This window comes from Archangium sp. Cb G35, assembly GCF_001896145.1.
In the GTDB taxonomy this organism is placed as follows: domain Bacteria; phylum Myxococcota; class Myxococcia; order Myxococcales; family Myxococcaceae; genus Archangium; species Archangium violaceum.
On record NZ_MPOI01000015.1, the window covers coordinates 128,301 to 153,648 of the forward strand.

The 25,348-nt window shown below is 69.2% G+C and carries 13 protein-coding genes; 5 read left to right on the forward strand and 8 right to left on the reverse strand.

Annotated features, from left to right (window positions below):
• The first annotated feature begins 102 nt into the window (after positions 1-102).
• Positions 103-1,341 carry a VWA domain-containing protein gene (locus BO221_RS39400; protein WP_073566075.1) on the forward strand — a complete coding sequence of 413 codons (1,239 nt, stop codon included), beginning with the start codon at positions 103-105 and terminating at the stop codon, positions 1,339-1,341.
• Positions 1,342-1,350: 9 nt separating this feature from the next.
• Here the strand turns inward: BO221_RS39400 and BO221_RS39405 are convergent, their stop codons facing one another.
• Positions 1,351-1,902 carry a GNAT family N-acetyltransferase gene (locus BO221_RS39405; protein WP_073566076.1) on the reverse strand — a complete coding sequence of 184 codons (552 nt, stop codon included), beginning with the start codon at positions 1,900-1,902 and terminating at the stop codon, positions 1,351-1,353.
• A gap of 164 nt (positions 1,903-2,066) precedes the next feature.
• Here BO221_RS39405 and BO221_RS39410 point away from each other — a divergent pair, with 164 nt between their 5' ends.
• Positions 2,067-4,319 (forward strand): protein-disulfide reductase DsbD, encoded by a 2,253-nt coding sequence (locus BO221_RS39410; protein ID WP_083682132.1) that lies wholly within the window; start codon positions 2,067-2,069, stop codon positions 4,317-4,319.
• Between the two features lie 53 nt (positions 4,320-4,372).
• Positions 4,373-4,960, forward strand: a complete 588-nt coding sequence (locus BO221_RS39415; protein WP_073566077.1) for a thioredoxin family protein — start codon at positions 4,373-4,375, stop codon at positions 4,958-4,960.
• A 66-nt stretch (positions 4,961-5,026) separates the two neighbouring features.
• Here the strand turns inward: BO221_RS39415 and BO221_RS39420 are convergent, their stop codons facing one another.
• The 7 genes from BO221_RS39420 to BO221_RS39450 form a co-directional block, all read right to left on the reverse strand.
• A complete protein-coding gene (locus tag BO221_RS39420; RefSeq protein WP_233166462.1) occupies positions 5,027-5,395 on the reverse strand; it encodes a helix-turn-helix transcriptional regulator in 369 nt (122 codons plus the stop codon).
• 209 nt (positions 5,396-5,604) lie between these two features.
• The gene (locus BO221_RS39425) at positions 5,605-6,405 is read right to left on the reverse strand and encodes a hypothetical protein (RefSeq protein WP_073566078.1); all 801 of its coding nucleotides are present in this window, start codon (positions 6,403-6,405) and stop codon (positions 5,605-5,607) included.
• A gap of 72 nt (positions 6,406-6,477) precedes the next feature.
• Positions 6,478-7,335, reverse strand: coding sequence for a Uma2 family endonuclease (locus BO221_RS39430; protein WP_073566275.1), 858 nt, complete (start codon positions 7,333-7,335; stop codon positions 6,478-6,480).
• A gap of 894 nt (positions 7,336-8,229) precedes the next feature.
• Complete coding sequence (locus BO221_RS39435) at positions 8,230-10,524, reverse strand: RCC1 domain-containing protein (RefSeq protein WP_083682134.1); 2,295 nt, start codon at positions 10,522-10,524, stop codon at positions 8,230-8,232.
• A gap of 23 nt (positions 10,525-10,547) precedes the next feature.
• Complete coding sequence (locus BO221_RS39440; RefSeq protein WP_073566079.1) at positions 10,548-13,349, reverse strand: SBBP repeat-containing protein; 2,802 nt, start codon at positions 13,347-13,349, stop codon at positions 10,548-10,550.
• A gap of 176 nt (positions 13,350-13,525) precedes the next feature.
• Complete coding sequence (locus BO221_RS39445; protein WP_073566080.1) at positions 13,526-14,929, reverse strand: sigma 54-interacting transcriptional regulator; 1,404 nt, start codon at positions 14,927-14,929, stop codon at positions 13,526-13,528.
• A 10-nt stretch (positions 14,930-14,939) separates the two neighbouring features.
• Entirely contained in the window at positions 14,940-18,218 is a 3,279-nt protein-coding gene (locus BO221_RS39450) for a serine/threonine-protein kinase (RefSeq protein WP_073566081.1), read from the reverse strand.
• Between the two features lie 278 nt (positions 18,219-18,496).
• Here BO221_RS39450 and BO221_RS39455 point away from each other — a divergent pair, with 278 nt between their 5' ends.
• Together BO221_RS39455 and BO221_RS57155 are read left to right on the forward strand one after the other, a co-directional pair.
• On the forward strand, positions 18,497-21,685 hold the full coding sequence (locus BO221_RS39455; protein ID WP_073566082.1) for a CHAT domain-containing protein: 3,189 nt from the start codon (positions 18,497-18,499) through the stop codon (positions 21,683-21,685).
• Positions 21,682-25,224, forward strand: a complete 3,543-nt coding sequence (locus BO221_RS57155; RefSeq protein WP_073566083.1) for a hypothetical protein — start codon at positions 21,682-21,684, stop codon at positions 25,222-25,224. Before BO221_RS39455 ends, BO221_RS57155 begins: the two co-directional genes overlap by 4 nt.
• Positions 25,225-25,348 lie beyond the last annotated feature (124 nt).

Sequence of the window (25,348 nt, forward strand, 5' to 3'; positions counted from 1 at the left end):
GGGAGCGCCTTCGGGTTGCGGCCGTGGGGGCCAGTGGGGCGATACTGAGGGGACGCGGCGGTACCGGGGCACACGAGCGTGCCTCGCACGGAGGATGAAGCAATGAAGCTGACGGCCTGGGCGGTCGAGCGCGATGGTGAGCGCGGCCGGGATGTACATCTGCTCGTCACCGTGGAGGCCGAGTCGGACGCGCCGCGTGCACCCGTGGCGATGAACCTGGTGTTGGACCGGAGTGCTTCCATGCGGGGCGCGCCGTTGGCCGCGGCGGTGGAGGCGGCGCAGTTGCTCGTCGAGCGCGCGGGGCCGAAGGACTACCTGGGGCTGATGGCGTTCGACGGGGTGCCGGAGCAGTTGGTGCCGATGCGGCTGATGGACGCGGAGGCGCGCACGGAGCTCGCCGAGAGCCTCTCGGCGTTGCAGGCCGGCGAGGGCACGGCGCTGCACGAGGCGGTGGACTCGGGGGCGGCGGCGGTGCGCCGGCTGTTCATTCCGGGGGCGCGGCCGAAGATGCTGATGCTCACGGACGGAGAGCCCTCGGTGGGCCCGCGCTCGCTGGCGGACTTCCGCACGCTGGGCTCCAAGGTGGCCGAGTCAGGCATCACGCTGCACGCGCTGGGACTGGGGCGGCACTACCTGCCGGAGATTCTCGAGGCGCTCACGGCGCCCGCGGGCACGGGCTTCACGCACGTGGATGACGCCGAGGGCCTGCCGGTGGCGGCGGCGGCGCTGGTGGCCGAGCTGTTCGGCGAGGTGGGGACGGACGCGCGCGTGTTCGTGAAGCCGATGGGCTTCACGGAGCTGCAGTGCCGTCACCGCTACACGGCGCGGGTGGAGGGAGATGCGTTGAACGTGGGGCTGGGCTCGCTCTCGCACGCGTTCGCGCGCCGGGCGCTCTTCACGGGGCGGCTGGAGCTGGCGGACTGGTCGCTCGGGGTGACGACGACGTGGACGGAGAATGGGGACACGCGGCGCGTGGCGGTGCCGGTGCAGCGCGTGTTGCCCGACAGCCCCGAGGGCCGCTTCATCCGCGCGGTGGGGACGGAGTTGGAGCTGGTGGCGGCCGAGTCGTCGGCGTGGAAGTCGCTGGTGCGGCGCAATCCGATCGCCGCCGAGCAGTCGCTGAAGGTGGCGGAGGAAGCGCTGCGCGAGCTGGTGCGGCTGGCGGTGGATGCGGTGCCGGCGAAGCGCCACGTGGAGCGGCTGGCGGACTTGAAGGTCGCGGTGGGGCGGCGCGCGGGCGAGCTGCCGGCGCTGATGGTGCGCCGCGCCCGGGCCGCCGACGCGCACACGGGGCTGAGCATCATCCAGCCCGCCCTCCCCTTCCGGAAGGCCGGGAACTGAGCGGCGGGTTCAGCTGAGCGGGAACCGTTCGCGCCCCGCGCCCTGGCGCCACTCCGCCGCCGTGATGCGGAAGAGGACGTGCGGCAGGTCCGCGTGGGTGATGTCCCGCTCGTAGCGCATGCCCAGCTTCTCCATCACGCGCCGCGAGGCCTTGTTGGTGGTCAGCGTGAAGGCCACCACGTCCTCGAAGCCGAGCCGCCCGAAGCCCACCTCCAGCGAGGCCGCGGCCATCTCCGTGGCGAGCCCCTGTCCCCAGGACTCGAAGCGCAGCGCGTAGAGCAGCTCGAGCTCCTCCTGGCCCTCCACCGGGTAATGCCGGAGACCGCAGTGGCCGATGAGCCGTCCGTCCGCTGGCTCTCGCCACATCCAGACGCCGAAGCCATGGCGCGCCCAATGCTCCAGGATGGCGTCGAGATCCCTCCGGAGGCGTTCCTCGGGGCGCAGCCCGCCCAGCGTGGCCGCGACCCGGGGGTCCTGGCGGAACCGGCTCCACTCCAGGAAATCCTCGGGGCCCGGCCGCTCGGCGAGCATTCGAGCGCTACGGAAGGTATCCACCCTCATCACCCTGGCCCTCCCCCCTGTAACCTGGGAATGGCGGCCCGCGTATCACCCGTAACACCGGGGCAGGGCCCACCGGGAATGCCTGACCGCCTGGAGGGTTGAGGAGAGCCCATCCACGGCCATCCGGCTGGCGAACGGCGGGCCGGTGGGTTAACGGGAGTCGCATGAAGCAGCGGGTACGACGTTCGAGCTGGGGAGCCCTTCTCTTCCTCGCGGTGCTGGGGCTCTGCCTCGGTGCGGCCGAGGCCCGGGCGCAATTGCCTTCCACGGCCATGGCCAGTGGTGCGCGGGACGAGGGCAATGACCGGGTGGAAGCCGCCCTCCTGACGGACGTGGCCCAGGTGAAGGCGGGAGACGCCTTCCGCGTGGGTGTGCGCTTCCGCATGGACCCGGGCTGGCACATCTACTGGAAGAACCCGGGCGAGTCGGGCCTGGCCTCCGAGGTGACGTGGGACACGCCGGGCACCACCGTGGGCGAGCTGCGCTGGCCCGCGCCGTCCACCTTCCGCACTCCGGACGGCTACATCACCACCTACGGCTACGCGGAAGAGGTGCTCCTCTTCGCCGAGGCCCGTGCCTCCGAGAAGGCCGAGAGCTCGCTGCAACTGTCGGCCGCGGCGGACGTGCTGGTGTGCGAGGTGCACTGTCTGCCCGCGCAGCTCATGCTCACCCGCAACATCCCCGTGGGCCCCGAGACGCGGCCGGACGCCGAGCATGAGCCCGTCTTCGCCGCGGCCCACGCGCGCGTGCCCGTGGCGCCCGAGAGCTCCGGCCATGCGGTGACGCTCGCGCTCGACACGAAGCCGCTCACCGCCGGCCAGCCCTTCACCGGCACGCTCACCGTGACGGGCCCCCAGGGCCAGCCGGTGCCCGCGGTGGGCAAGGACTTCTTCGTCCCCGAGCGCATCCCCGGCATCGCGCGCCTGGCGCTGTCGCCCGTGGCGGGCCGTCCCGGCACCTTCAAGATGGAGGGCCAGGCCGCTCCGGACGTGCCCTCGCAGGAGCCCCGCTTCGCGGGCGTGCTGCACCTGGGCTCCTCCGCGCTGACGGTGAGCTTGCCGATGGCCTCCGTGGTGGCCGCCGCGCCCGGCGCTCCCGTGGCCGCCGCGGCGGAGAAGCCCGTGGCCGCCCAGACGTCCGCGGTGGCGGCCTCGCCCGTGGCCGCCGAGTCCTCGCTGTCCCTGGGACTGGTGCTGCTCTTCGCCTTCCTCGGGGGCGCGCTGCTCAACCTCATGCCGTGCGTCTTCCCGGTGCTGGCCCTCAAGGCCTACGGCTTCACCCGCACCGTGCACGCCGAGCGCGGCCAGGTGGGGCTGCACGCGCTGGCGTACGCCGGTGGCATCGTGGGCTCCATGCTGGTGCTCGCGGCGGTGGTGCTGGCCCTGCGCGCCGGCGGCAGCAGCGTGGGCTGGGGCTTCCAGTTCCAGGAGCCGCTCTTCGTGGCCGCCGTGGCCGCGGTGCTGGTGGCCTTCGCGCTCAACCTCTTCGGCGTCTTCAACGTGGGCACGGACGGCACCTCGCTGGTGGAGAAGGTGGACTCGAGCCACGGCTTCGCGCGCAGCGCCGGTGAGGGCGTGCTGGCCGTGGTGCTGGCCACGCCGTGCTCGGCGCCGCTGCTGGGCACCGCGGTGGGCTTCGCGCTCGCGTCGGGCCCGGTCACGGTGCTGGCCACCTTCCTCATGCTGGGCCTCGGCCTGGCGCTGCCCTTCTGCCTGCTGGTGCTCGTGCCCGGGCTGACGAAGTTCCTCCCCAAGCCGGGCGCGTGGATGGAGCGCGGCAAGCAGCTGCTCGGCTTCGCGCTGTTGGGCACCACGGTGTGGCTGGTGTGGGTGATGGGCGGCCTCACGGGCGTGGACGGCATGGCGCGGCTGCTCGCCTTCCTCGCCGTGGTGGGCCTGGGCGCGTGGCTGTATGGCCTGGTGCAGGGCGGCTCGGGCGGCCGCAAGGCGGCGGGCGTGGCGGCGGTGGTGGCCATCCTGGTGGTGGGCGGCGTCCTCTCGCTGCGCTTCGAGGAGACGGGCCCGGCCGTGCGCAAGGCCTCCATGGTGGCCGAGGCGCAGCCGTGGGACGAGGCGGCGGTGGCCGCGGCGCTGAAGGCGGGGCAGCCCGTGTTCATCGACTTCACCGCGGACTGGTGCCTCACCTGCAAGTTCAACGAGCGCACGGTGCTCACGCGCGAGGACGTGCGCGCCGCCTTCGCGCAGCACAAGGTGGCCTTCTTCGTGGCGGACTGGACGCGGCGGGACGAGCGCATCAGCGCGAAGCTGGCCGAGTTCGGCCGCGCGGGCGTGCCCATGTACCTGGTGGTGAGCCCCGCGGCGCCCGACAAGCCCGAGGTGCTTCCCGAGCTCCTCACCGCCGATTCCGTCACTGACGCCGTGCGCCGGGCGGCCGAGCGGGTGGCCGACGCGCGATAGCCGCCGCCCGCGAGTTGTTTCTTCCGCAGTACCCCACAAGGAGAGCAGAGCGAATGAAGCCTTTCTTCACCGCAGTGGCCCTCGCTGTGATGTTGCCCGTGGCGGCCATCGCCGCCGATACCGCCCAGGTGGGCAAGCCCGCTCCGGCCTTCACCCTGAAGGACGAGGCCGGCAAGGAGCACACGCTGTCGCAGTACAAGGGGAAGATCGTCGTGCTGGAGTGGACCAACCCGGGCTGCCCCTTCGTGCAGCGCCACTACACGGCCGACACCATGCAGAAGACGTTCTCGGGCGTGGACGCGAAGAAGGTGGTGTGGCTGGCGGTGGACTCCACCGCGAGCAACACGCCGGACAAGTCCGCGGCCTGGAAGAAGACCGAGGGCTTCGGCTACCCGGTGCTGCAGGACCCGAGCGGCACGGTGGGCAAGGCGTACGCCGCCAAGACGACGCCGCACATGTACGTCATCGATGAGCAGGGCGTGGTGCGCTACGCGGGCGCCATCGACGATGATCCGCGCGGCAACAAGAAGGAGGGCACCACCAACCACGTGAAGACGGCGGTGGACGCGCTCCTGTCCGGCAAGCCCGTGCCGGCCTCCACCACCGAGCCGTACGGCTGCTCGGTGAAGTACAAGAGCTGAGCCCTTTCGCCGTGAAGATGAGGCCCTCGTTCCCGGAAGGGGACGGGGGCCTTCTCGTTTGGAGGCTCAGTCGCGGCGCCGGAAGTGGGAGATGAGGAGACTCAGCGTCCGCAGCCGGGAAGCACTCAGCTCGCGCACCGAGCGGATCAACCGCCTGACCTGGGGCGAATCCCGCCTGGCGGGCGGTGAGTGCGTCAACGCGGACGGATGCGTGGAGGCGATCCCGAGCAGCTCATCCGCGGGAACATGCAACACCAGACTCAGACGCCGCAGGGTGAGGATGCTGGGGAGCAGCGATCCTCGTTCGATCCGGCCGTACACCTCCTGGTGGAGGTCGAGGCGCTCGGCCACGTCCTCTTGGGTAAGACCCGCGCGCATCCGGGCTTCGCGGGCCATGTTGCTCAGTGTCTTCGAGAGGAGATTCTGCTCGGTCACGTTCCACCCCAGAAAAGAACAACGCTCCACCGTGGGCTGCCAGGCACCGCGGGGAGCGTTGAGGTGGCGCCCCGCCATGACGCGGGTACGCCGGTACAGCCCTTGGGAGGGAAGCCACGGCATCCACCGCTGGCAGTCAGTGGGTTTCCTGTCCTACTTCGCGAGTCCGTATAGGAACATGACTTTTCCGGTCATGCAAGCACCTTGGCTCACGGAAGGATGGATTGGGGCTTTCGGGCTGACGCGGCGACCGGCAGGTAGCACTTGCCCTGGTACTCGGCCTGGTTCTTGAGACAGGGGGGACGCTTGGCGAGCTCCACCCAGCACCCGCCATTGATCTCCACCTCGCCCTCGTCGGGGAAGCAGGGCGCCTTGGCCTGGTTGCGGAAGGGGCCTCCAGGCATGGGATAGGCGATGGCCATCTCACCCCGATCGTGCTTGTCGATCATGATGGGCGCATCGAGCCGGGCCGCGGCCTCGGCGCCCACTCCATGGGCCGTGAGGGCTTCAGGCTCCGGACCATTGTCGAAGCGGGTGATGCCCAGCCACAGGCCCACGCCGAGCGCTACCGTGGCGAGGCCCGCGAGGGAGCGCCCCCGCCAGGAGCGCAGCCATCGTCGCGAACGTCCGAGCCATCTGCGCGCCAGTCCGATGGGCTCGCGGGTCAGGTGGGCGCGGGCCTCGGCGTTCTGCTCCAACCGCTCGACCGCGGAGGCCAGCAGGTCGAGCAACTCCGCCAGGGCCGGCAGCCGGCCCGAGGCCGGGGCATGCCCCACCTCCAGCGCGACGTAGGGAGGCGACTCGTGCGAGGAGGCGGAGATCCGCCAGTCCTCCATGGGCTCCCAGTCCGCGTTCCGGTCGGGTGTGAGCACGAGGGCCGACGCCCCGGTGTCGACGTTGTGTGCCTCGTAGACACGGCCCAGGCCCGCTCCGAGCTCCTTGTGTTTGTAACGCCTGCCGAGGTGGAACGGCCCCAGTCGCCCGCCCTTGAAGGGTGATTCGTCGGCCATGTGCGGCCTCCTTCCGTTCGCCTTTCTATCACCTCGCGAAACGGGAGGCCGCACCTCATCTGGGAGGTCACCTCATGGCCCACGCTGTTTGAGGCGCTCCAGTTCGGCTCGAGCCTCCGCGAGGCGCCGCTCCAATTCCTCGCGCCGCTGCGTTTCCTCCTCGCGCCGCCGTGTTTCTTCCACCAGCCGCTGCTCCGTTTCCTGGCGCAGCCGCTCCGTTTCCTCCACCTGACGGGCATCCGCGTCCGCTCGCTGCTGCAGCCCCTTCATCGACTCCCGCATCCGGTCGATGAGCTCCTCGTACTCCAGCAGCAGTGCGCTCCCCGCCCAGAAGCGCAACCGCCCCTCCTCCACCTGCAGCTCCAACCCCAGCACCTCCGAGCTGAACCGGCCACCCTCCGAGGCAATGGGGACGTACTCCCGCGCCTCGGGCGAGGGCAGCCGGTACCCGTACAACCGCTGCCGGGCCCGGTCGTAGATGAAGTATTCGGGAATGCGCACCCGGGCGTAGCGCTCCACGTTGTACTCGGCATCCTTCTTCCGATCGCCGCCGACATGGACTTCCAGTACCCAGTCCAGCCCCTTGCCCTCGTGGCTCACCACCCACTTGCTGCGCGGGTGCGCTTCCGCGTCCAGCACCACCACCAGGTCCGGCGCGAAGCGGCGCTCGGCGGGGTAATACACCGGCAGCTCCGAGCCCACGTACACCCGCCGCTGTTGCCGCGAGAAGTACCCCTTGAGTGCCTGCAACGCGCCCATCTTCGCCTGGGAGTGCAGGTCTCCCTCCGGCATCGCCATCTCGTCCCACGTCACCTCCCCGGGCAACTCCTCCACCACCCGGGCCCTCTCCACCTCGCTCATCCTCGCCCACTCTTCCCGCGAGGGCGCCCGGGGATAGGCGTCCTCTCGCGGCTCTTCGTCACGTGCCATGACCCTCAGGGTGCGGCACATGACCTGTCCGGTCAATCTCCCCGACGCAACCCCATGAGCAAGCGGTGGGCCAGATGACACAGGCACGCCGCTCCGAGTGGGCAATGGCTTGGAGCGCGGCGCTCGCCGTCCCTCATGGGGCTGGCGTGTCTCATCTCACGGACACTCGGCGCCGCTCAGTCGCGCCAGGGCGATCGGAGCAAGGTCCTTTCAGGTCCGCACGCTCCACGCAACTCACGCCCGCGGGTGCTGTCCGCCTCCCGGGCGCGCTCTTCATGAACTTGTCCAACAGTTGGACAAGTTTGGCGACACCGTGCCCGGAGCGCCCCTTCCTGCCCTTGAGCTGAGGACAGACCCCTGCACGGACTTTCTTCGGATGGCTTGGTGCCCGAGAGAGAAGGGGACGTGGCGGGTCTCATCACGGCGTGACGCCTGGTGTGTAGATGAGCGAGGCTGAGTGGGCGGAGCGCTGCGAGGATCCCGCGGACTGGGAGTACTTCGATTGCCCACGGGAATGCCGATGAGGTGGCACACGCCCCACATGTGATGGCCGCTCCTGCCCCGAAGGACAGCGCTGCGTCCAGGTCGGAGAGCGCAGCTCGGTCTGCGCGCGGGTCCACGGTGAGGACTGTCAACGCGCCCCCTGCCCCGAGCAGCAGAGGTGCCTCGTGGATTACGCCCCACACCGCCCGGGTGAGGTCTGGATGCGGTGTGCCGCCCGTTGTGGCGGGAACGAGCCCCCCTGTCCCGAGGGGCTCGTCTGCCATGTCTTCCGTTGCCGCCAGCCCTGCGACCCGGAAGTTCCCGAGGGCTGCGGTCCCTTCCAGCGCTGTCACCGCGCCTCCGGGACCGAGCCCTGGGTCTGCCGTCCGGACTACTGATGCGCTCCCGTGCTCAGGGCAGCACCACCTGGAACGGCGTGAGGTGGGAGGCCAGCGTGGGGTCCCCGAGCTGGCCATTGGCGTTGTATCCCCAAGCCCAGACCGAGCCGTCCGCGAGCATCACGAGGCTGTGCGCGCTGCCGCCTCCGATCGACACCAGGCCGTTGAGCGTGGCGGAACGGACCGGAGTGGTGACGGAGTAGGAGGTCGTGCCGGTTCCCAGCTGGCCACCGTTGTTGGGCCCCCAGGCCCACAGCGTGCCATCCGCGCGCAGGGCGAGGACGCCGTTGGAGTCGGACAGCGCCACCACCCGGTCCAGGCCAGGCACCTGCACGGGGACGTTGCTGCCCACGGGGGCATTCCCGTTTCCGAGATACCCGAACTGGTTGTTGCCCCAGGTCCACACCGTGCCATCCGCCTTGAGCGCCCGGGTGCCCACCGCCAATGCCGCCACTCCGCTCAGGCCCGGCACCTGCACGGGGAGCGAGACCTTGGCGACGGTCGACCCGATTCCCAGCTGGCCGTCCATGTTGCCACCCCACGCCCAGACGGTCCCGTCCGCCTTCAGTGCCAGCGAGTGATACCTGCCGGCGGACACCGCCACCACGTTGTCGAGCCCCTTCACCTTCACCGGAACGAACCTCACGATGGAGGTGGTGGAGGGAATCCCGTCCCCGATCTGGTCGTAATCGTTGTAGCCCCACGCCCAGACGGTCCCATCCGAGCGCAGTGCCAGCACGTGGCTGAAGCCGGCGGACACGGACGCGATCTGGCCCAACGGCTTCAGGCCCGTTGGATCCTCCGGGTCCCTCACCCGCGTCGGAGTGTGCCGGTTCACCGGGGTCCCATCGCCGAGCTGGGTGCGTCCGTTATTGCCCCAGCCCCACACGGTGCCGTCCGAGCGCAGCGCGATGACGAAGTCATGGCCGGCGGACACCATGCGGACGTTGTCGATGCCCGTCACCTTCACGGGGCTGTGGCCGATGTCCGGGTCGGTGCTCGCCATCTGGTAGCAGTCGTTGAGCCCGAAGCCCCACAGCGAGCCGTCCGCGCGCAGCACATAGGAGAACGCGGTGCCCGCCGTCACCATGCCGCGCGCGGAGGCGGTCAGCGCCTGCACGGGAGCGGGCTGGTCGACGAGGGGAACCTCGCCCACCTGTCCGTAGCCGTTGTCACCCCACGCCCACAGCGAGCCGTCCACGCGCTGCGCCATCGAGTGCGTGTCCCCTCCATCGAGCGCCACCACGTTGGAGAGCCCCAGCATCTTCACCGGCGTCAGGTGATTGGCGCGGTCATTGTCACCGAGCTGGCCCCGGGCATTGGAGCCCCAGGCCCACAGCGAGCCGTCCGTCCCGAGCGCGAGCGAGTGCAGGCCTCCGCCGCTCAGCGCCACCATGGACGGCAGCCCGGTGGCGGTGACCCGTACCGGTGCGAAGCGCCGGGTGATGGTGCCATCGCCGAGCTGGCCGTTGAGGTTCTCTCCCCAGGCCCACACCGAGCCGTCCACCCGCAGGGCCAGGGAGTGGTAGTAGCCCGCGGAGATGGCCACCACGTTCTCGAGCCCGGGCACCTTCGCCGCCACGGAGCGCTTGGGGGTGGTGGTGCCGTCGCCGAGCTGCCCATAGCTGTTGGAGCCCCACGTCCACACCCTGCCATCCACGTCCAGCGCCAGCGAGTGGTAGGCACCCGCCGCCACGGCCGTCACGCCCACGGAGGGAAGTCCCCCCACCTGTGAGGGCGTCACCTGGTTGGCCGTGGTGCCGTTCCCGAGCTGTCCGTAGCTGTTGGCGCCCCACGTCCACACCGTGCCATCGGCGCGCAGCACCATCGAGTGGTACAGCCCCGCGGCCAGGTCCACGCCCTGCGCGATGCCCGTCACCTCCGTGGGGATGAGGCGGCGCGGGGTGGTGGTGGCCTCGCCGAGCTGGCCGGAGTTGTTGGCGCCCCAGGCGAACACCTTGCCGTCCGTGCCCAGCGCCAGCGAGTGCTGGTAGCCCGCCGCCACGGCCTTCATGGCCGTCAGCCCCGTGGCCCGCACCGGCTTCGTGCGCGATGTGACGGTGCCGTCTCCGAGCTGGCCGGAGCTGTTGGCGCCCCAGGCCCACACCGTCCCGTCTGGTTTGACGGCCAGCGAGTGCCGCACGCCTCCTGACACCAGGGCCCGCCTCACCAGCCCGTTCACCGCCTGCTCCCGCTGCTCCGGCGGCGTTTCCTGTTCCTCGGACCGCGCACAACCGAGCGCCAGCACGAGGCCCACCAGCAGGGCCCGCGCCGGCGAGCGCCTCATCGACATCCCGTTCGCATTCATGTGTGGATTCCCGTGACCGCGCGTTACTGGAGCTGCACCTGGACGTTGTCCACACCCCACGTCTGCGAGCTCAGGCCCTCGCCGAAGAAGTCCAGCCGCAGCACCGGGTCGAGGTGGTCCACGGTGAACTTCACCTTGTAGACGGAGTCACCCGCCGCGTAGCCCAGCGTGTCCACCTCCGCCGCGCCGGAGTACGCCGAGTAGCTCGCCGTCACGTTCCACTCGGGGAAGGCCTGCGGGCTCGCCGTGTTGGAGAAGGTGGTGCGCTGCTCGCCCACGCCGTCGATGTTCACGCCCCACGTGTCTCCCGCCCAGCCGCCGATGACGAACAGGTCGAAGCTGATCGTCACCTTCGTGTGGTCCGGCAGGTTCGGCACCACCAGCGTCACCGGGCCGTCTCCGAACGCCCCGAGGTACTTCCGGTTGCCCACGGGTGAGGTGCTCGTCTGCGTGTGGCTCCACTCGGAGCCCACCGTGCCACTGAAGTCCTGCCAGTAGATGGGCTGGGGCGCGGGGGGCAGAGGATCGTAGGGGAACAGCACTCCCAGGAATCCCTGCGCCTGGGCCGCGCCCGCCGCGAAGCCCGGGTCGCCCGTCTGGCTCACGTCCAGGATGCACGCCTCGAGAGCGAAGGGCTGCGTCACGCCCGCGTTGAGGCAGAGCGTTTCCGCGTCCTGCCGCTCCTGCGGCGTCAGGTGGTGGTTGCTGGCCCAGGAATAAGGCGCGTTCAGGTCCGTGTAGTACGCGGTATCCCGCCCGGGCTCGTAGTCGAAGAGGGACTCGGCCTGGGTGATGCGCCAGCTGTGGGCGAAGCTGTCGGAGTCGCGATACAGCTGCTCGAAGGTGAGCGGCGCGGCCCGCGGCGTGCCGTCCCGCAGCGCGAAGTCATCCGCGGGGATGTCGTTGTCATTGCCGAGCAGGCCTCGCACGTTGCCCCGGTAGGACGCGGGCACGAGCACGAAGACGTTCAGGGAGGCGCCGTAGTCGTAGACCTTCATCCGCTCCGCGCCCGGCCACGCGACCAGGAACGCACCATCGGACTGGCGGGAGATGGAGCCGCCACCGGGCAGTGGGAGGACGCCCATGATGGACGTCGCCACGCCGTTGATGGAGACGGTCGACCGGCTTCGGTGGAGCACCACCCTGTCCGTGCCCACTCGCGCCGCCACGGCGGAGATGACGGCGATGGAGGGATTGTAGGCGGCCTGGCGCACCTGGATGGTGAAGGGCGAGCCATGGGTGGACTCGGCCAGGATGAACTCGCCGACCGCGTGGAAGTCGTACACGTTGCCATCGAAGGTGCTCAGGTGCGGGTCACCCCAGCCGGAGCCACCGTCGCACGTGTTCGGGGCGAGGAAGTCGCAACCCCCGCCATACTTCGCGATGAGGACGTCCTTGTCCCCCGCGAGCAGTGTGTCGGCGAACTCGCCCTCGGTGTAGCCCGCCACGTAGATGCCGCCGGAGTTGTCCACCGTGACGCCGAAGGCGATGTCCCCCTCGGCCAGCGAGTCGCTGGGGTGGGTGGAGCCGAGCTGCCGCGACAGCCTGTGCACACCGTCCGAGGCGCGCAGCTCCGTGAGGAACACGTCGTTGCTGCCCGCCGACAGGTTGGTGCCGAGGTCGTAGTTGGTGGTGCCGGTGAAGAAGAGATTCCCCGTGCCGTCCGCGGTGATGCCGTAGGCCAGGTCGTTGCCGGCCGAGCCTCGCTGCACCTTCCAGCCCGCGGTGCCATCGGCGCCGTACTTCGCCACCACGGCGTCATAACCGCCCGCGCGTGTTCCCACGAAGGCGCCCAGGGTGTAGCCGGAGACGTACACGTCCACTACGCCCGTGGCGGAGCGCGTGGTGGTGACGCCCTGTGCCACGTCCACGTCCGAGGTGCCGAACTGCTTCAACCACTGGCGGTTGCCCGAGGCGTCATACTTCGCCAGGAACATGTCCGCGTCGCCGAGGCTGGTGTTGGTGCCGGCCAGCGAGCCGTGGGTGAGGCCGGCGACGTAGATGGCGCCGTTGGCGTCCACCGTGACGGCCCGCGCCTCGTCGTTCTTGAGCGTGCCGAACTGGCGGGTCCACTTCTTGTTCCCGCTTGCGTCGTACTTCACGAGGAACAGATCCTTGAGGCCCGCGCTGGTGTTGTTGTCGAGGTTGCCGGTGGTGTAGCCCGCCACGTACACGTTGCCGGCCGTGTCGGTGGCCACCGCCTGGGCGTAGTCCCCGCCGGACGAGCCGAGCTGCCGCGTCCAGTTGGCAGTGCCTCCGTCATCGTACTGGGTGAGGAACAGGTCCGCGCCGCCCGCGTTGAGGCCGGGAGCCGACGGCATGCGGCCGGAGGTGTAGCCCGTCACATAAAGGAACGCGGGAGTGTTTGTATCGGCCGGAGTGAAGGCGGCCACGCCGGTGGCGTAGTCATTGGCCGAGGAGCCGAGCTGCCGAGTCCACTGGTGGGCACCCGCCAGCGAGTGCTTCATCAGGAAGGTGTCCTGGGCGCCGGCGCTCGTGTTGCCGTCGAGGTCCTCGCCGCTGTTGCCCACGGTGTAGACGTGGGCGCGGGACCAGGTGATGGCGGTGGCCTGGTCGTACACGGGCGTGCCGTGCTGGCGGATCCACTCGGTGGGATTGCCCCGGTCCCGGTGGTTGTCTCCGTTTCGCTCCCGGCCGGGCGCGTGCGGCTTGTCTCGTGGATCCACGGGCAGCAGGGCCAGTGGGCTGTCGGGAGGAAGCGGCGCGGCGCGGTGGGAGACCTGCGCGGCGTCGCCGGTGGAGCCCACCAGGGGAAGGACGGACAGCAGGCCCGTGAGAATCCGACGGACGAAAACGTGCTTCATGCGTGTGCCTCGGGGTTTGGATCCCAAGGTCCGCCACAGCAAGCACCACGCCAGCCCATGCACCGGGACAAGCCCTTGGATTCAGGGGGCCGCGGTGGCCCGGGTGTACCAGTCCCGGAGCTCCCGGGCCGGTACACCCCTGGACCATTGGTACACCTGGTACACCGGAGGCGGGGTCAGGACCGGAAGGACTCGGGCTCCAGCCCGTGCCGCTTGAAGAGCCGGTGCACCTGCGCCCGCGAGGTCCCCAGCGCCTGGGCGATCCGGCTGACGTTGCCCTGGTGCTCGCGGAGCAGCGCGAGCAATTCGTCCCGCTCCCGGGTGTCGGGTGGAGTTTCGGGAGGGGCCGTTTCCGGCGCACGGGGCGGCGGCTCCGCCTGGAGCTCGGCGGGCAGGTGCTCGAGGCCGATGCGCTCCGGAGAGAGCGCCACGGCCAGGGCCAGGGCATGCTCCAGCTCGCGCACGTTGCGCGGCCACTCGTGGCGGAACAGGGCCCGCGCCGCCGCCGGTGTGAAGGACGGGCCGCGGGCTCCCGGGGGCACCAGGCGCCGCAGCAGCTCCGACACCAACAGGCCCACGTCCTCGCGCCGCTCGCGCAGCGGGGGAATCCACAGCCGCAGCCCCGACAACCGCGCGAGCAGATCGCTCCGGAAGGAGCCCTCGCGCACCATCCGCCCCAGGTCCCGGTTCGTCGCCGCCACCACTCGCAGGTCCACCGCGAGCGGCCTCGTCCCTCCCACGGGGAGCACCTCGCTCTCCTGGAGGACGCGCAGCAGCGAGGCCTGGGCCGGCAAGGGCAGCTCGCCAATCTCATCCAGGAAGAGGGTGCCGCGATCCGAGCTGCGCACGAGCCCCGGGCGATCCTCGTTGGCGCCGGAGAAGGCGCCCTTGCGGTAGCCGAACAACTCCGACTGCACCAGCGTGTCCGGGAGCGCGCCGCAGTTGACGGCCACGAACTCGCCGGGCCGCTCCGACAGCGCGTGGTAGGCGCGCGCCAGCAGCTCCTTGCCCGTTCCCGTCTCGCCCTCCACCACCACGGGCACGGGCGTGCGTGCGACCCGCGCGAGCTTCGCCAGTTCCTGCGTCAGCCCGGGGTTCATCGTGGCGAAGCCGGGCACCGGCTCCTGGGGCTCTCCGCCGCTGGTGTCCAGTGAGAACGTGGGCCCCGTGCTCGCCGTCAGCCGGAACAGCAGCAGGGTGTGGCCGAGCTCGATGAGATCTCCATCCGCCAGCCAGCCGCGGCCCCGGGTCTCGCCATTCACCCGGAGCCCGTTCTTCGAGTTCACGTCCTCCAGCATCCACTGCTCGCCCGCGCGCACCAGCCGGGCGTGCTCTCGCGACATCCAACGGTCTGGCAATTGGAGGACGAGCTGTCTGCGTCCCTCGTGCGACCGCCGGCTCCACACCCGTGTCGCGCCCCGGCCGAGCAGTACCTCGTCCAGCGCGTCCAACCCATACAGACAAGGGCGCGCCAGCGGTTGCTCCATCTCCATGACGGCGAGCAGGAAGGGCCTGGGGCGTGCCGCCGGGGCGTGGGACTCCGGCCCGGGGTTGGACAGCGTTTCGTCGTCGGGAGGCACGGCCTGGAATCTACCGCAGCCGGGCGGCCTTCGCGGCCCACAGCCCGAGGCCGCTCTTCCGGGCGTCGCGCTCGAGCGCCTCCAGCCGCGCGAGCCCGGCCGCCCGCCTTCCCGAGGCCAGCTCCACCTCCGCGAGCGCCAGGCGCGCCTCGTATTGCCCCTCCAGCCAGCCCACCTTCCCGGCCCGGGCCAGCAGCTCCTGGAGGCTCGTGCGCGCCTCCTCCCGCTCCGAGGCGCCTCCTCGCGCGGCGCGAAGGCGGGCGCTCTGGATCTTCAGGCCAATCCACGTCATCAGCGGGCTGGGCTCACCGGCCTCCAGGAGGGCGACGTTCGCCTCCTTGTACAGCTGCTGGGCGAGGAGGATACGGGCCCGGAGGAGGTGGGCCTCGGGCACGAAGAGCTCCGGCACGCTCGTCACGGCCGCGTCCGCCAGCCGCCCGGCCTCGTCGAGGTGGCCTTCCTCGAAGGCGAGCCAGGCCTGGCGCAGGCCGTCGAGGTTCTCTGGCTCGTTCTGTCCCGACGTCTGGGGGAGTCCGCGTGCCTCGTCCTGGAGCCGCCGTGCCTCGGCGAGGTCTCCTCGCACGAGCGTGAGCTCCGCCAACTCCAGGAGCGCGGTGGCGGCCACCGCCAGGCTCTGCTGCTCCCGTGCGATCCGAAGCTGCTCGCGGAACGCGGCCCCGGCGGCGTCGAGCGCTCCCAGGCCCCGGTGAACCGTGCCCACCAGCCTCCAGCCTTCCATCTCCAGGCGCGGCAGGCGTGTTTCGTGGCAGAGGGGCAGCGCCTCCTCCAGGGTGCGAAGGGCCTCGCGCGGCTCGCCCAGCAGGTGCTCGTGCTCTCCCATGTCGAGGAGCGTCATGCACAGCCCGGCGGAATAGCCGAGCTCGGCGTAGAGGGCCTTCGCCTCTCGTGCCACCTGGAGCCCGCCCTTCAGGTCCCCCACCGGCAGCAGCGAGAGCTGTTGGCGGATGGCGTCGGCCACGGAGCGCCGGTTTCCGGAGCGGCGGAAGAGCCGGACGGCGTCCCTCAGGACTTCCCGCGCGCGTTCCCGGGCTCCCTGCGAGGTCAAGACCTCCGCCTCCAGGCTGCGGTTGACGCCCGCGGAGTACCAGTCCTTCAACTCCGCGGCCCGGACGGCCGCGCGGTCCGCCGCGGCCTGGGCGCGAGGGAAGTCCCGAAGCTTCAGGGCGGCCTTCGCCTCGGTGTTATCGAGGGTGACGGTGAAGACGGGCGGAGGCGAGCGTTCGCGCAGCTTCGCCAGGGTGGCGAGTGCCGCCGCCGGGTCCCCGGCGGTGAGCTGTGCGCCAGCGAGGGAGAGCGCCCCTTCGGGTTCGTCCGCGAACAGGCCGACGTATTGCTGGTAGAGCTCCACCGCCCGTTGCTTGTCCCGCGCATACATGGCGGACTGGGCCTCGTTGTCGAGGCGGCCCTTGAGCGAGAGCCTTTCCGGGTGGGAGAGGAGCTTGCGAAACTCCTCCTGGGCCCGGCCGCGCTCGCCCCTCGCCACCAGGGCCGAGGCGAGCCGCGCATGGGGGAGCGTCGGCTCCGGCTCCAGCGCGATCATCTGTTCGAAGAGCGCCTGGGCTCCGGCTCCATCCTGCTGACGAAGCCGGGTCATCCCCTCGGCGTAGAGCCGCAGGGTGTCGAGGCGGGATGGCAGGCCGCTCTCGAGCGGTGGGGACAGGGTCTCGTCCGGAACGCCGAGCGCCTCCCGGAGGCGGGCGCCAGCGCGAGTGAACAGGGGCAGCGGTTGCTTCAGGGGACCGCTCTCCTCCACGAGCGCGACGGTGGCTCCGGTGGCGGTGTCCTGGAGCCGCAACACCAGACGCAGGCGCGTGGCGCCAGGGGACTCCATGAGGGCGTACGAGCCCAGCAGCACGAGGTCGCTCCCGAGCAGGCCGCGCAGCCTGGTCAGCGTCTCGGGGGGATGGGTTTCGGCGTCCGGAAGCGAGAGGGCGGCCTTCGCTTCGCCACTGCGGGAGACGAGACGAATCCGCTCACCGGCTCTCAGCTCGATGGCGAGTGCCTGGTCGATCACGATCGACAGCCAGGCGCTGTCGGGCCGCGACGTCCGATCCATCAGGCCGAGGAGGGCCACGGAGCGGCGGGCGGGCGCCAGCCGCGCGGGGGCGGTGTCCGACGGCTGGAGGTGGAAGGCCGCGAACAGTCCACCCAGGAGCAGGGCGAAGCGTCCGAGGACGCGGCGGGCCTCGGCCCGGAGCCACTGCGCGAGCGGACGTGCCCCCCTTGGGGTGGGGAGCGCGGCGAGGACCTCGTGGGCGCGCTGGAAACGTTGCTCGGGGAGGCGCTCGAGGCAGCGCAGGACGAGGGCCTCCCACCGCCTGTCGAGCCCGGGGCGGAGCGTGCGCGGCGAGGGCGCGGGGGAATGGAGCCGCTGGCGCGCGGCGCTCCAGACATCCTCTCCCTGGAAGGGGCGGGTGCCCGTCAGCAGCTCGAAGAGGATGATGCCCAGCGCGTAGAGGTCCGTGGCGGGGGAGAGGGGCCCGCCCTGGAGCTGCTCGGGCGCCATGTACGCGGGCGTGCCGGCCAGCCGTGTGCCGGACCCCCTGGGAGCCGCCGTGGCCTCGTCCTCGAGCCGCGCGAGGCCGAAGTCGGTGATGACGGCGCGGGGCGGAGTGCCGGGCCGGCCCGGGACGAGCAGCACGTTGGCGCTCTTGAGATCGCGATGGACGATGCCGGCCTCGTGCGCGGCGAGGAGTCCTTCGCAGAGCTGGCGTGCGAGCGGGAGCACCTCGGTGGGCGGGAGCGGACCGGTGCGGCGCAGCAGGGCGGAGAGGGACTCGCCCTGGAGCAGCTCCATGGTGAGGAAGCAGAGGCGCTCGGGTCCGCGGGGGCCGGTGCGCAGATGGAAGCCCACGTCGAAGAGGCGGCAGACGTTCGGGTGGGAGACCTTGCGGGCGAGCGCGAGTTCCCGCTTGAGCTGCTCCAGGGCGCCTGACCGCTCGGCGAGCTCGCGCCGGAGAACCTTGAGCGCGACGCGCTCGCCGAGCTCGAGATCCTCCGCGTCATAGACCTCGCCCATGCCGCCGCGCCCGAGCAGGCCCCGGATGCGGTAGCGGAAGGCGACCAGTTCGTCGTCCTCGAAGACGCGGAGGGACGGGGCGGTGAGGGGAGCGGGCTCTTCCGAGTGGGACGCGGTGAGGTCGAGCGTCAACGCGGTGGTGTCGGGCGTCTGGCTCGCCTCGCTGGCGGTGTGCTCCCCGGAGGTGTCCGTGGTCTGGGGACCAGGCTCGGGAGGGAGGACACCGCGCGGAGAGCGAACGACGGACATGCTCGAAAGCCGTTGATGCGGTGATCAACGCCCGGAAGGAGATGGAGGCAGGTTGCCACCTTTACCGGGTGCGTACCAGGGGCCCATCCGACGCCGGGACGACCGCGCCGAGGACATGGTGGAACTCGAGCTACCCGAGGGCGGGAAATCGACCACTTCTCCGAGTGCATCCAACAGAACCACGAGCCCCACACTCCTGGTGAGGAGGGCCGGCAGGACATGCGGACTGGCTCTGCTGGAGCGCATGCTCCTTCGTGAAGGAGTAAGCTCCGCCGCGCATGAACAAGGATGGACCGGTGGTTTCGGAGCTGTGGCTGGAGATCGACATCACCCAGACAGGGGATGTGCTCAGCGCCACCGCCTGGGGAGCGGGCCAGGATGTGCAATGGGCCCCCCACTCCCTGGGCGCGCGGTTCTCGCCGGAGACTGTGCACCAATTCGGTGAGTGGGTGAAAACGGCGGCCTTGGACGAGTCCGTCCTGACGCGCTCCCTCCAGGGCAAGGCGCTCCACGAGGCCCGGGAACTCCACGATGCCCTCTTCCAGCAGGGGCTGCGGGATGCCCTGCTCACGCTTCAAGGCGCCGCGAAGGGCATGCCTGTCTTGCTGCGGCTGAACCCCAAGGGGCCTAGGCTGAAGACTATCCCTTGGGAGGCGCTCTATCGGCCGGGCCCGCCGTCTGGCTTCCTGGGCACGTCGCAGGAGGTGTTCCTTGCTCGTGGCGTCGAGTCGACGGGATTCTTGCAGCCGCGCGAAGTGAAGGACGCTGTTCGGCTGCTCGTCATCTCTCCTTCGGACAAGGAGGGACCCGACCGGCTGTATGCGAAGCTGCAACCGAGCATCCAGTCAGGAGAAATCAAATGGCTGGAGCCGCTCACGGGCTCTCGTGCCAGTGCTTCCTTCGTCAAGGAGCGACTGCGGCATGGGCCCACGCCGCACATCCTCCACTTCATCGGGCATGGGGAACTGGCTGAGGAGTCCCTGTGCTTGCGGATGTCGAGCACAGAGGGCGCGCCTTCCTGGCTCAAGGTGAGGGAGCTGGCCTCGGAGTTGAGCCCCGCGTTCCCTAGGGATTTGCGTCTGATTGTTCTGGAGCCCCGCGAAGGGGCGAACCCCGATGGGCTGATGAGCGCGGCGGAGCTCCTGGTTCAGTCCGGCGCCGCGGCGGTGGTGGCGTATCTGTGGCCCGTAAAGGCGGACGTCGCACGGCATTGTGCGATGGCGCTCTATCGCTCGCTCACGCTGGCTGGAACTGCGAAGGGAGATGTGGCGCGCGGCCTGCATGACGCCCGGAGCAGCGTCCTGGAGGAGTTCAATGAGAGCGCGGAGGCCTTCTCCCCGGTGCTGTACCTGCGCGGATGCGATTCCAATCTGTTCGACTTCCGGCGCCGCACGTTGGAGGCCGCGCCTCTTCCCGCTGCACGCGCCGACTCGACCACGGAGACCGTTTCCTCTCTTGCCACGGCTTCGCTCGATCTCTGGCTGTCCGTTCCCGTGCCCGCTGCCTTCTCCGGGGAACTGCTCACCGGGCCGCTTTCCACCCGCTATGAAGCCAGGGCATCCGCTCCTGCTCTGCAGGAGGGAAGATTCATCCTTCCCATCCAACTTCCCAGGGAAAAGATTGCCCGGCTGCTCCAGGACGCCGAGAGCGGTGCGCTCGATTCACTCCTCGGTCAGGTGGGCGTGAAGTTCATTCAGGAGATCCGCGAGGGGTCCCGGTGCCACTTCAGCTACGTCCCTCCTGTCACCTTCGGTCCTCCTCCGGTGTTCGAGGCTGTCACCTCCCGGGAGTTGCAGGGACTTCTGCCCCGGGTGGATGTGCTGCTGCTCACGACAACGGAGGTGGAACGCAACGCCTTGTATGAGGTGCTGAAGCCTTTTCCCGGAAGAAGGAGCCTGGTCGAGGGCTCTCTGCGCAACACCACCTACCGTCTGGGCCAGTTCGGCCAGTACGTCGCTGCTCACGTGGAGAGCACTATGGGGAGCATGGGGCACGGTGGCTCCACGCTCACGATGGGTGATGCCATCAAGGAACTCGCTCCCAAGGCCATCGTGATGGTCGGGATCGCCTTCGGCATCGGGCCAGACAAGCAACGGCTCGGAGATGTCATCGTCGCCGAGACCGTGTTTCCCTATGAACTGCAGCGTGTGGGTGAGAGGGTGGTCCACCGGGGGCAGCCGCTGCCTTGCGGCCCCATCTTGTCCGAGCGATTCCGGACGCGACGTGCGGATTGGAAGCTCGGCCGGGGTGAGGACACCGTCAATGTCTTCCAGAGCCCCCTGCTCTCGGGAGAGAAGCTCACCGACGATCTCGCGTTCCGCGATGCCCTGCTCGAAGCCTTTCCCACGGCACAGGGGGGCGAGATGGAGGGGGCGGGTGCCTACGCCGCGGCGCAGCGGATGAATGTGGAAGTCATTCTCGTCAAGGCCATCTGCGACTGGGCGGATGGCTACAAGAACGATCGGGCGCAGCCCTTCGCGGCCAGAGCCGCCGTCTCCCTGGTCCATCACGTTCTTGGCAAGCGAGGTGTCCTGGAGTCCCTCGGGGCGCGCGATTGTGACCCGCCGGGCGGGACCGTGGCCTTCGTTCCCTTGGAGAATCCTGCCGTTCGCTCGCTGTTGGAACTGCTCCAGAAACCTTTCTCGCTGTTGCTGGGGGACCACTGGAGCGGCACCTTCGAGCCGCTCCGTAAGTTGTTGCACGAGCAGCTCCAAGAGGCTCCCTGGACAGCGTCCGAGCACCTGACGCTAAGCGCGCTGGCACAGCGGTATGCGTTGCAATCCGGGGAGGACGAGCTGAGCCTGCGGTTCCAGGAGGCGGTCAACAGGGACGTCCTTCCGTCGATGCCACTCGTGGATGTGTTGGCACGGTGGCTTCGGCCCGGGTTCCACATCACGCTTTTGCGGCAACCCGTCCTGGAACTGGCACTCGCCACGCACAGGCCCGACGTGCCGCTCTACATCATCCAGCCCGCGAAGACGAAGGATCGGCCCCACATCCGCCAATACGTGGCCGGCAAGGGCTGGATGCAGTGCGCCACACCGCCGACCTCTTTCGACACGAAGCGGGATGTAGTGCTGGTGCGACTCTACCGTGGCTACCTGCCCGGCCCGGTGTTCTCACCTCCACTGCTCACGGAGGACGACTACTTGCGCAATGTGCGCGAACTGGAGTCCGTGCTACCCCAGGTCCTGGCCGATCAGATCTTGAGCACCCTGGCCAACCAGCCTGCGCTGGTGCTGGGCATGTCCCTGTTGTCGTGGGATCACCGCCACCTGCTCCAGTGCCTCTTCAATCGGGCGATCCCGGATAGGAGTACCGTACTCCTGGAGCCGGAGGATGCCACGGGCAGCGCTTGGTACGAGGGGCGCGGCCTGCCCAGAGGCAGGGGCATACAGACCACCCAGGTCGCGTTCCCGGAGTTGACCCGACTGCTTGAGGCGCTGCGGCCTGGAGAGTCTTCATGAGTGAGCTTCCTCCCTCGAGGGATAATCCCTTCCTGGGCCCCCAACCCTACCGGGCGGGGGATCGGCATCGCTTCTTCGGTCGGAACGAGGTCACCCAGCAACTGGCGAACCGGATCCTGGCGCACCCCTGCGTCACCTTGTTTGGACCTTCCGGAGCGGGCAAGTCCTCGTTGATGCAGGCCGGAGTGCTCCCGATGCTGGTGGGCACGCACGACACCCGGGTCGTCCATATCGAAGGCTGGCTCAAGGACGAGGCGCCACTGGAGCGGCTCGTGCAGACCATGTTCCGGCAACTCGACCTGGGGCCGTCCCCGAAGCACCCGAATCTCTCCGACGGAATCGATTCGGCGCTGGAGTTGGCGGAGCAGCAATCAGATCGCCCCCTGCTGATCTACCTGGATCAACTTGAGCAGCTCTTCCGAGTGGGGCGTGACGCGAGGCAGATGGAGGAGTTCCTTGAGAGCCTGCATGTGTTGGCGCGCAGTCCCCTGCAGGGGCTGCAACTCGTGCTGGCGCTGCGCGAGGACTACCTGGGTCGCTTTCGGGACTGGGCGCGCGGACGGCGGGAGCTGCTGGCGCAAGGGTTTCGCCTGGGGCCACTCACGGTCGGAGAGATGGTGAAGGTTGCGTGCCAGCTTGCCGCGGCGGGCACACCGGCGCAGCAGTGGTCACGGGAGGAAGTGTCCGGCCTGATGCGCCAGATGCGGATGGCCGGGCAGGATGACTCAGAAGAGGCGGAAGTGCAGGCGGCTTTCGCGCAGATCGTCTGCCGGGCGCTCTGGGGGGAGCGGGCCGTGGGCGGCGCCATCGGAGCGGCGCAGGCCGAGCCGCTGCTTTCCCAGTATCTGGATATGGCGTTGGAAGGGCTGGGGGCGCTGAAGGAAGACGCGCGGCGCTTGTTGGAAGAGCATCTGGTTTCCGACGATGGGAGCCGCACCTTGCTGATGGAGAAACAGGCGCGCGCTGAACTGTCCAAGTCCGAGTTGTCGGAGGATGAGGCCACCACGGTGTTGAAGCACCTGGAGGCGTCTGCCGTGCTTCACGCCGAGGCGCACCATCCCGGTCAGTACTTTGAGTTGGGGCATGACTGGCTAGCACGCAAGGTGTTCGAGCGGAGGGAGGCGCGGGTCCGGGAGGTGCAGGAGGAGAAGCAGCGGCAAAAGGAGCGAGAGCGGCAGGAGGCGGAGACGAGGAAGCTGCGGGAGGCGGAGGCCACCAGGAAGCTGCGGGAGGAGCGAGCGGCGAGACAGAGATGGCGGCTGGTGGCGGTTGGAGCAGTGCTGGTTGTGCTTTGGGCGCTGTGGCAACAGCGTTCGGCTGATGCAGCGCGCCTACTCGCGCGTGAGCATGCGTTGATGGCGGGTACACGAGAGCAGATGGAGCGGGCCGATCTGGCTATTTCCTCCAGACTGCTCCTGGAGGTGAATCAACCGGAGCAATCACGTGGCTGGGTGGAGATGGCACTCGAACTGCTGGCAGCACCTGTTCCTATCGTTACCCTGCACTGCAATAAAGACATCAGCACGGCGGTATTCAGTCCAGACGGGAGTCGTATCGCCGTCGTATGTGGGAATGACAGGATCGTGTGGGTGTGGAAGGCGGATGGGCATGGATCGCCCGTGGTGCTGAGGGGCCATGAGGACGCTGTCTTGTCGGCGGCCTTCAGCCCGGACGGCCAACGCATCGTCACGGCCTCTTGGGACAAGACGGCGCGGGTGTGGAATGCGGATGGGCGTGGAGCGCCCGTGGTGCTGAGGGGACATGAGGCTGGCATCTTGTCGGCGGTCTTCAGCCCGGAGGGCCAACGCATCGTTACTGCCTCGAAGGACAAGACGGCACGGGTGTGGAATGCGGATGGGCGTGGAGAGCCCGTGGCGCTGAGGGGGCATGAGGAGGGCGTCTTGTCGGTGGCTTTCAGCCTGGATGGCCAACGCATCGTCACTGCCTCGGGGGACAATACGGCGCGGGTGTGGAATGCGGATGGGCGTGGAGCGCCCGTAGTGCTGGGGGGACATGAGGAGGGCGTCTTGTCGGTAGCTTTCAGCCCGGGCGGCCAACGCATCGTTACTGCCTCGGTGGATAAGACGGTGCGGGTGTGGAATGCGGATGGGAGTGGAGAACCCGTGGTGCTGAGGGGACATGAGGACTTCGTCTGGTCGGCGGCCTTCAGCTCGGATGGCCAACGCATCGTTACTGCCTCAAGGGACATGACGGCACGGGTGTGGAATGCGGATGGGAGTGGAGAACCCATGGTGCTGAGGGGACATGCGGGCGGCGTTGTGTCGGCAGCCTTCAGCCCGGACGGCCAACGCATTGTTACTGCCTCAGGGGACAAGACGGCGCGGGTGTGGAATGCGGACGGGAGCGGAGAGACCGTGGTGTTGAGAGGGCATCAGGCTGGCGTCTTGTCGGCAGCCTTCAGTAAGGACAGCCAACGCATCGTCACTGCCTCAGAGGACAAGACGGCGCGGGTGTGGATGGCAGCGAGGAGTAGAACGCCCGTGGTGGTGCTGAGGGGGCATGAGGACGCTGTCTTGTCGGCGGCCTTCAGCCCGGACGGCCAGCGCGTCGTCACGGCCTCAGGGGACAAGACGGCGCGGGTGTGGAATGCGGATGGGAGTGAAGAGCCCTTGGTGCTGAAGGGACATGAGGACGCTGTCTTGTCGGCGGCCTTCAGCCCGGATGGGCAACGCATCGTTACTGCCTCAAGGGACAAGACGGTGTGGGTGTGGAAGGCGGATGGGAGTGGAGAGCCCGTGGTGCTGAAGGGACATGAGGACGCCGTCTTGTCGGCGACCTTCAGCCCGGACGGCCAGCGCGTCGTTTCCGCCTCAGAGGACAAGACGGTGCGGGTGTGGAATGCGGATGGGCGTGGAGAACTCATGGTGCTGGGGCGACATCAGGAAGGCGTCGTGTCGGCAGCCTTCAGCCCGGATGGCCAATACATCGTCACTGCCTCAAGGGACAAGACGGTGCGGATGTGGAAGGCGGGTGGGCATGGAGAATTCGTGGTGCTGGGGCGACATGATGAAGGTGTCGTGTCGGCGGCCTTCAGTCCGGACGGCCAGCGTGTCGTCTCGACCGCGCAGGACGAGACGGCGTGGGTGTGGAAGACGAATGGGCGTGGAAAACCAGTGGTGCTAAGAGACCGTGAGGCCGGCATCTTGTCGGCGGCCTTCAGCCCGGATGGGCAACGCATCGTCACTGCCTCAAAGGACAAGACGGCGCGGGTGTGGAATGCGGATGGGAGTGGAGAACCCATGGTGCTGAGGGGACATGAGGACGGTGTCTTGTCAGCGGTTTTCAGTTCCGACGGTCAGCACGTCGTCACTGCCTCAAAGGACAAGACGGCACGGGTATGGCCTATGTCCATTGCAGAGATTCAGCGTCTGCTGCGTGCGGTCAACGTGGATTGCCTTTCTCCCGAAGCGCGCCAGGTCTACCTGGATGAAGGCGAGGGGCAGGCGCAGTCGCTTTATTCGAAGTGTGAACACAGCTACGGGCGTCTCCTCCCTCTCTATCCGCTCTTTGTTCGATGACTGGCGGTGCGGAGCCGCCGTGCTGCCGCCCATGGCGAAGGCACCATGCGCACTCCACGCCTGCATTCCCGCCTGCCTGCTCCGGCTCTCGGACGAGCGGAGGGCGAGCGGCGGGGCGTGTGCT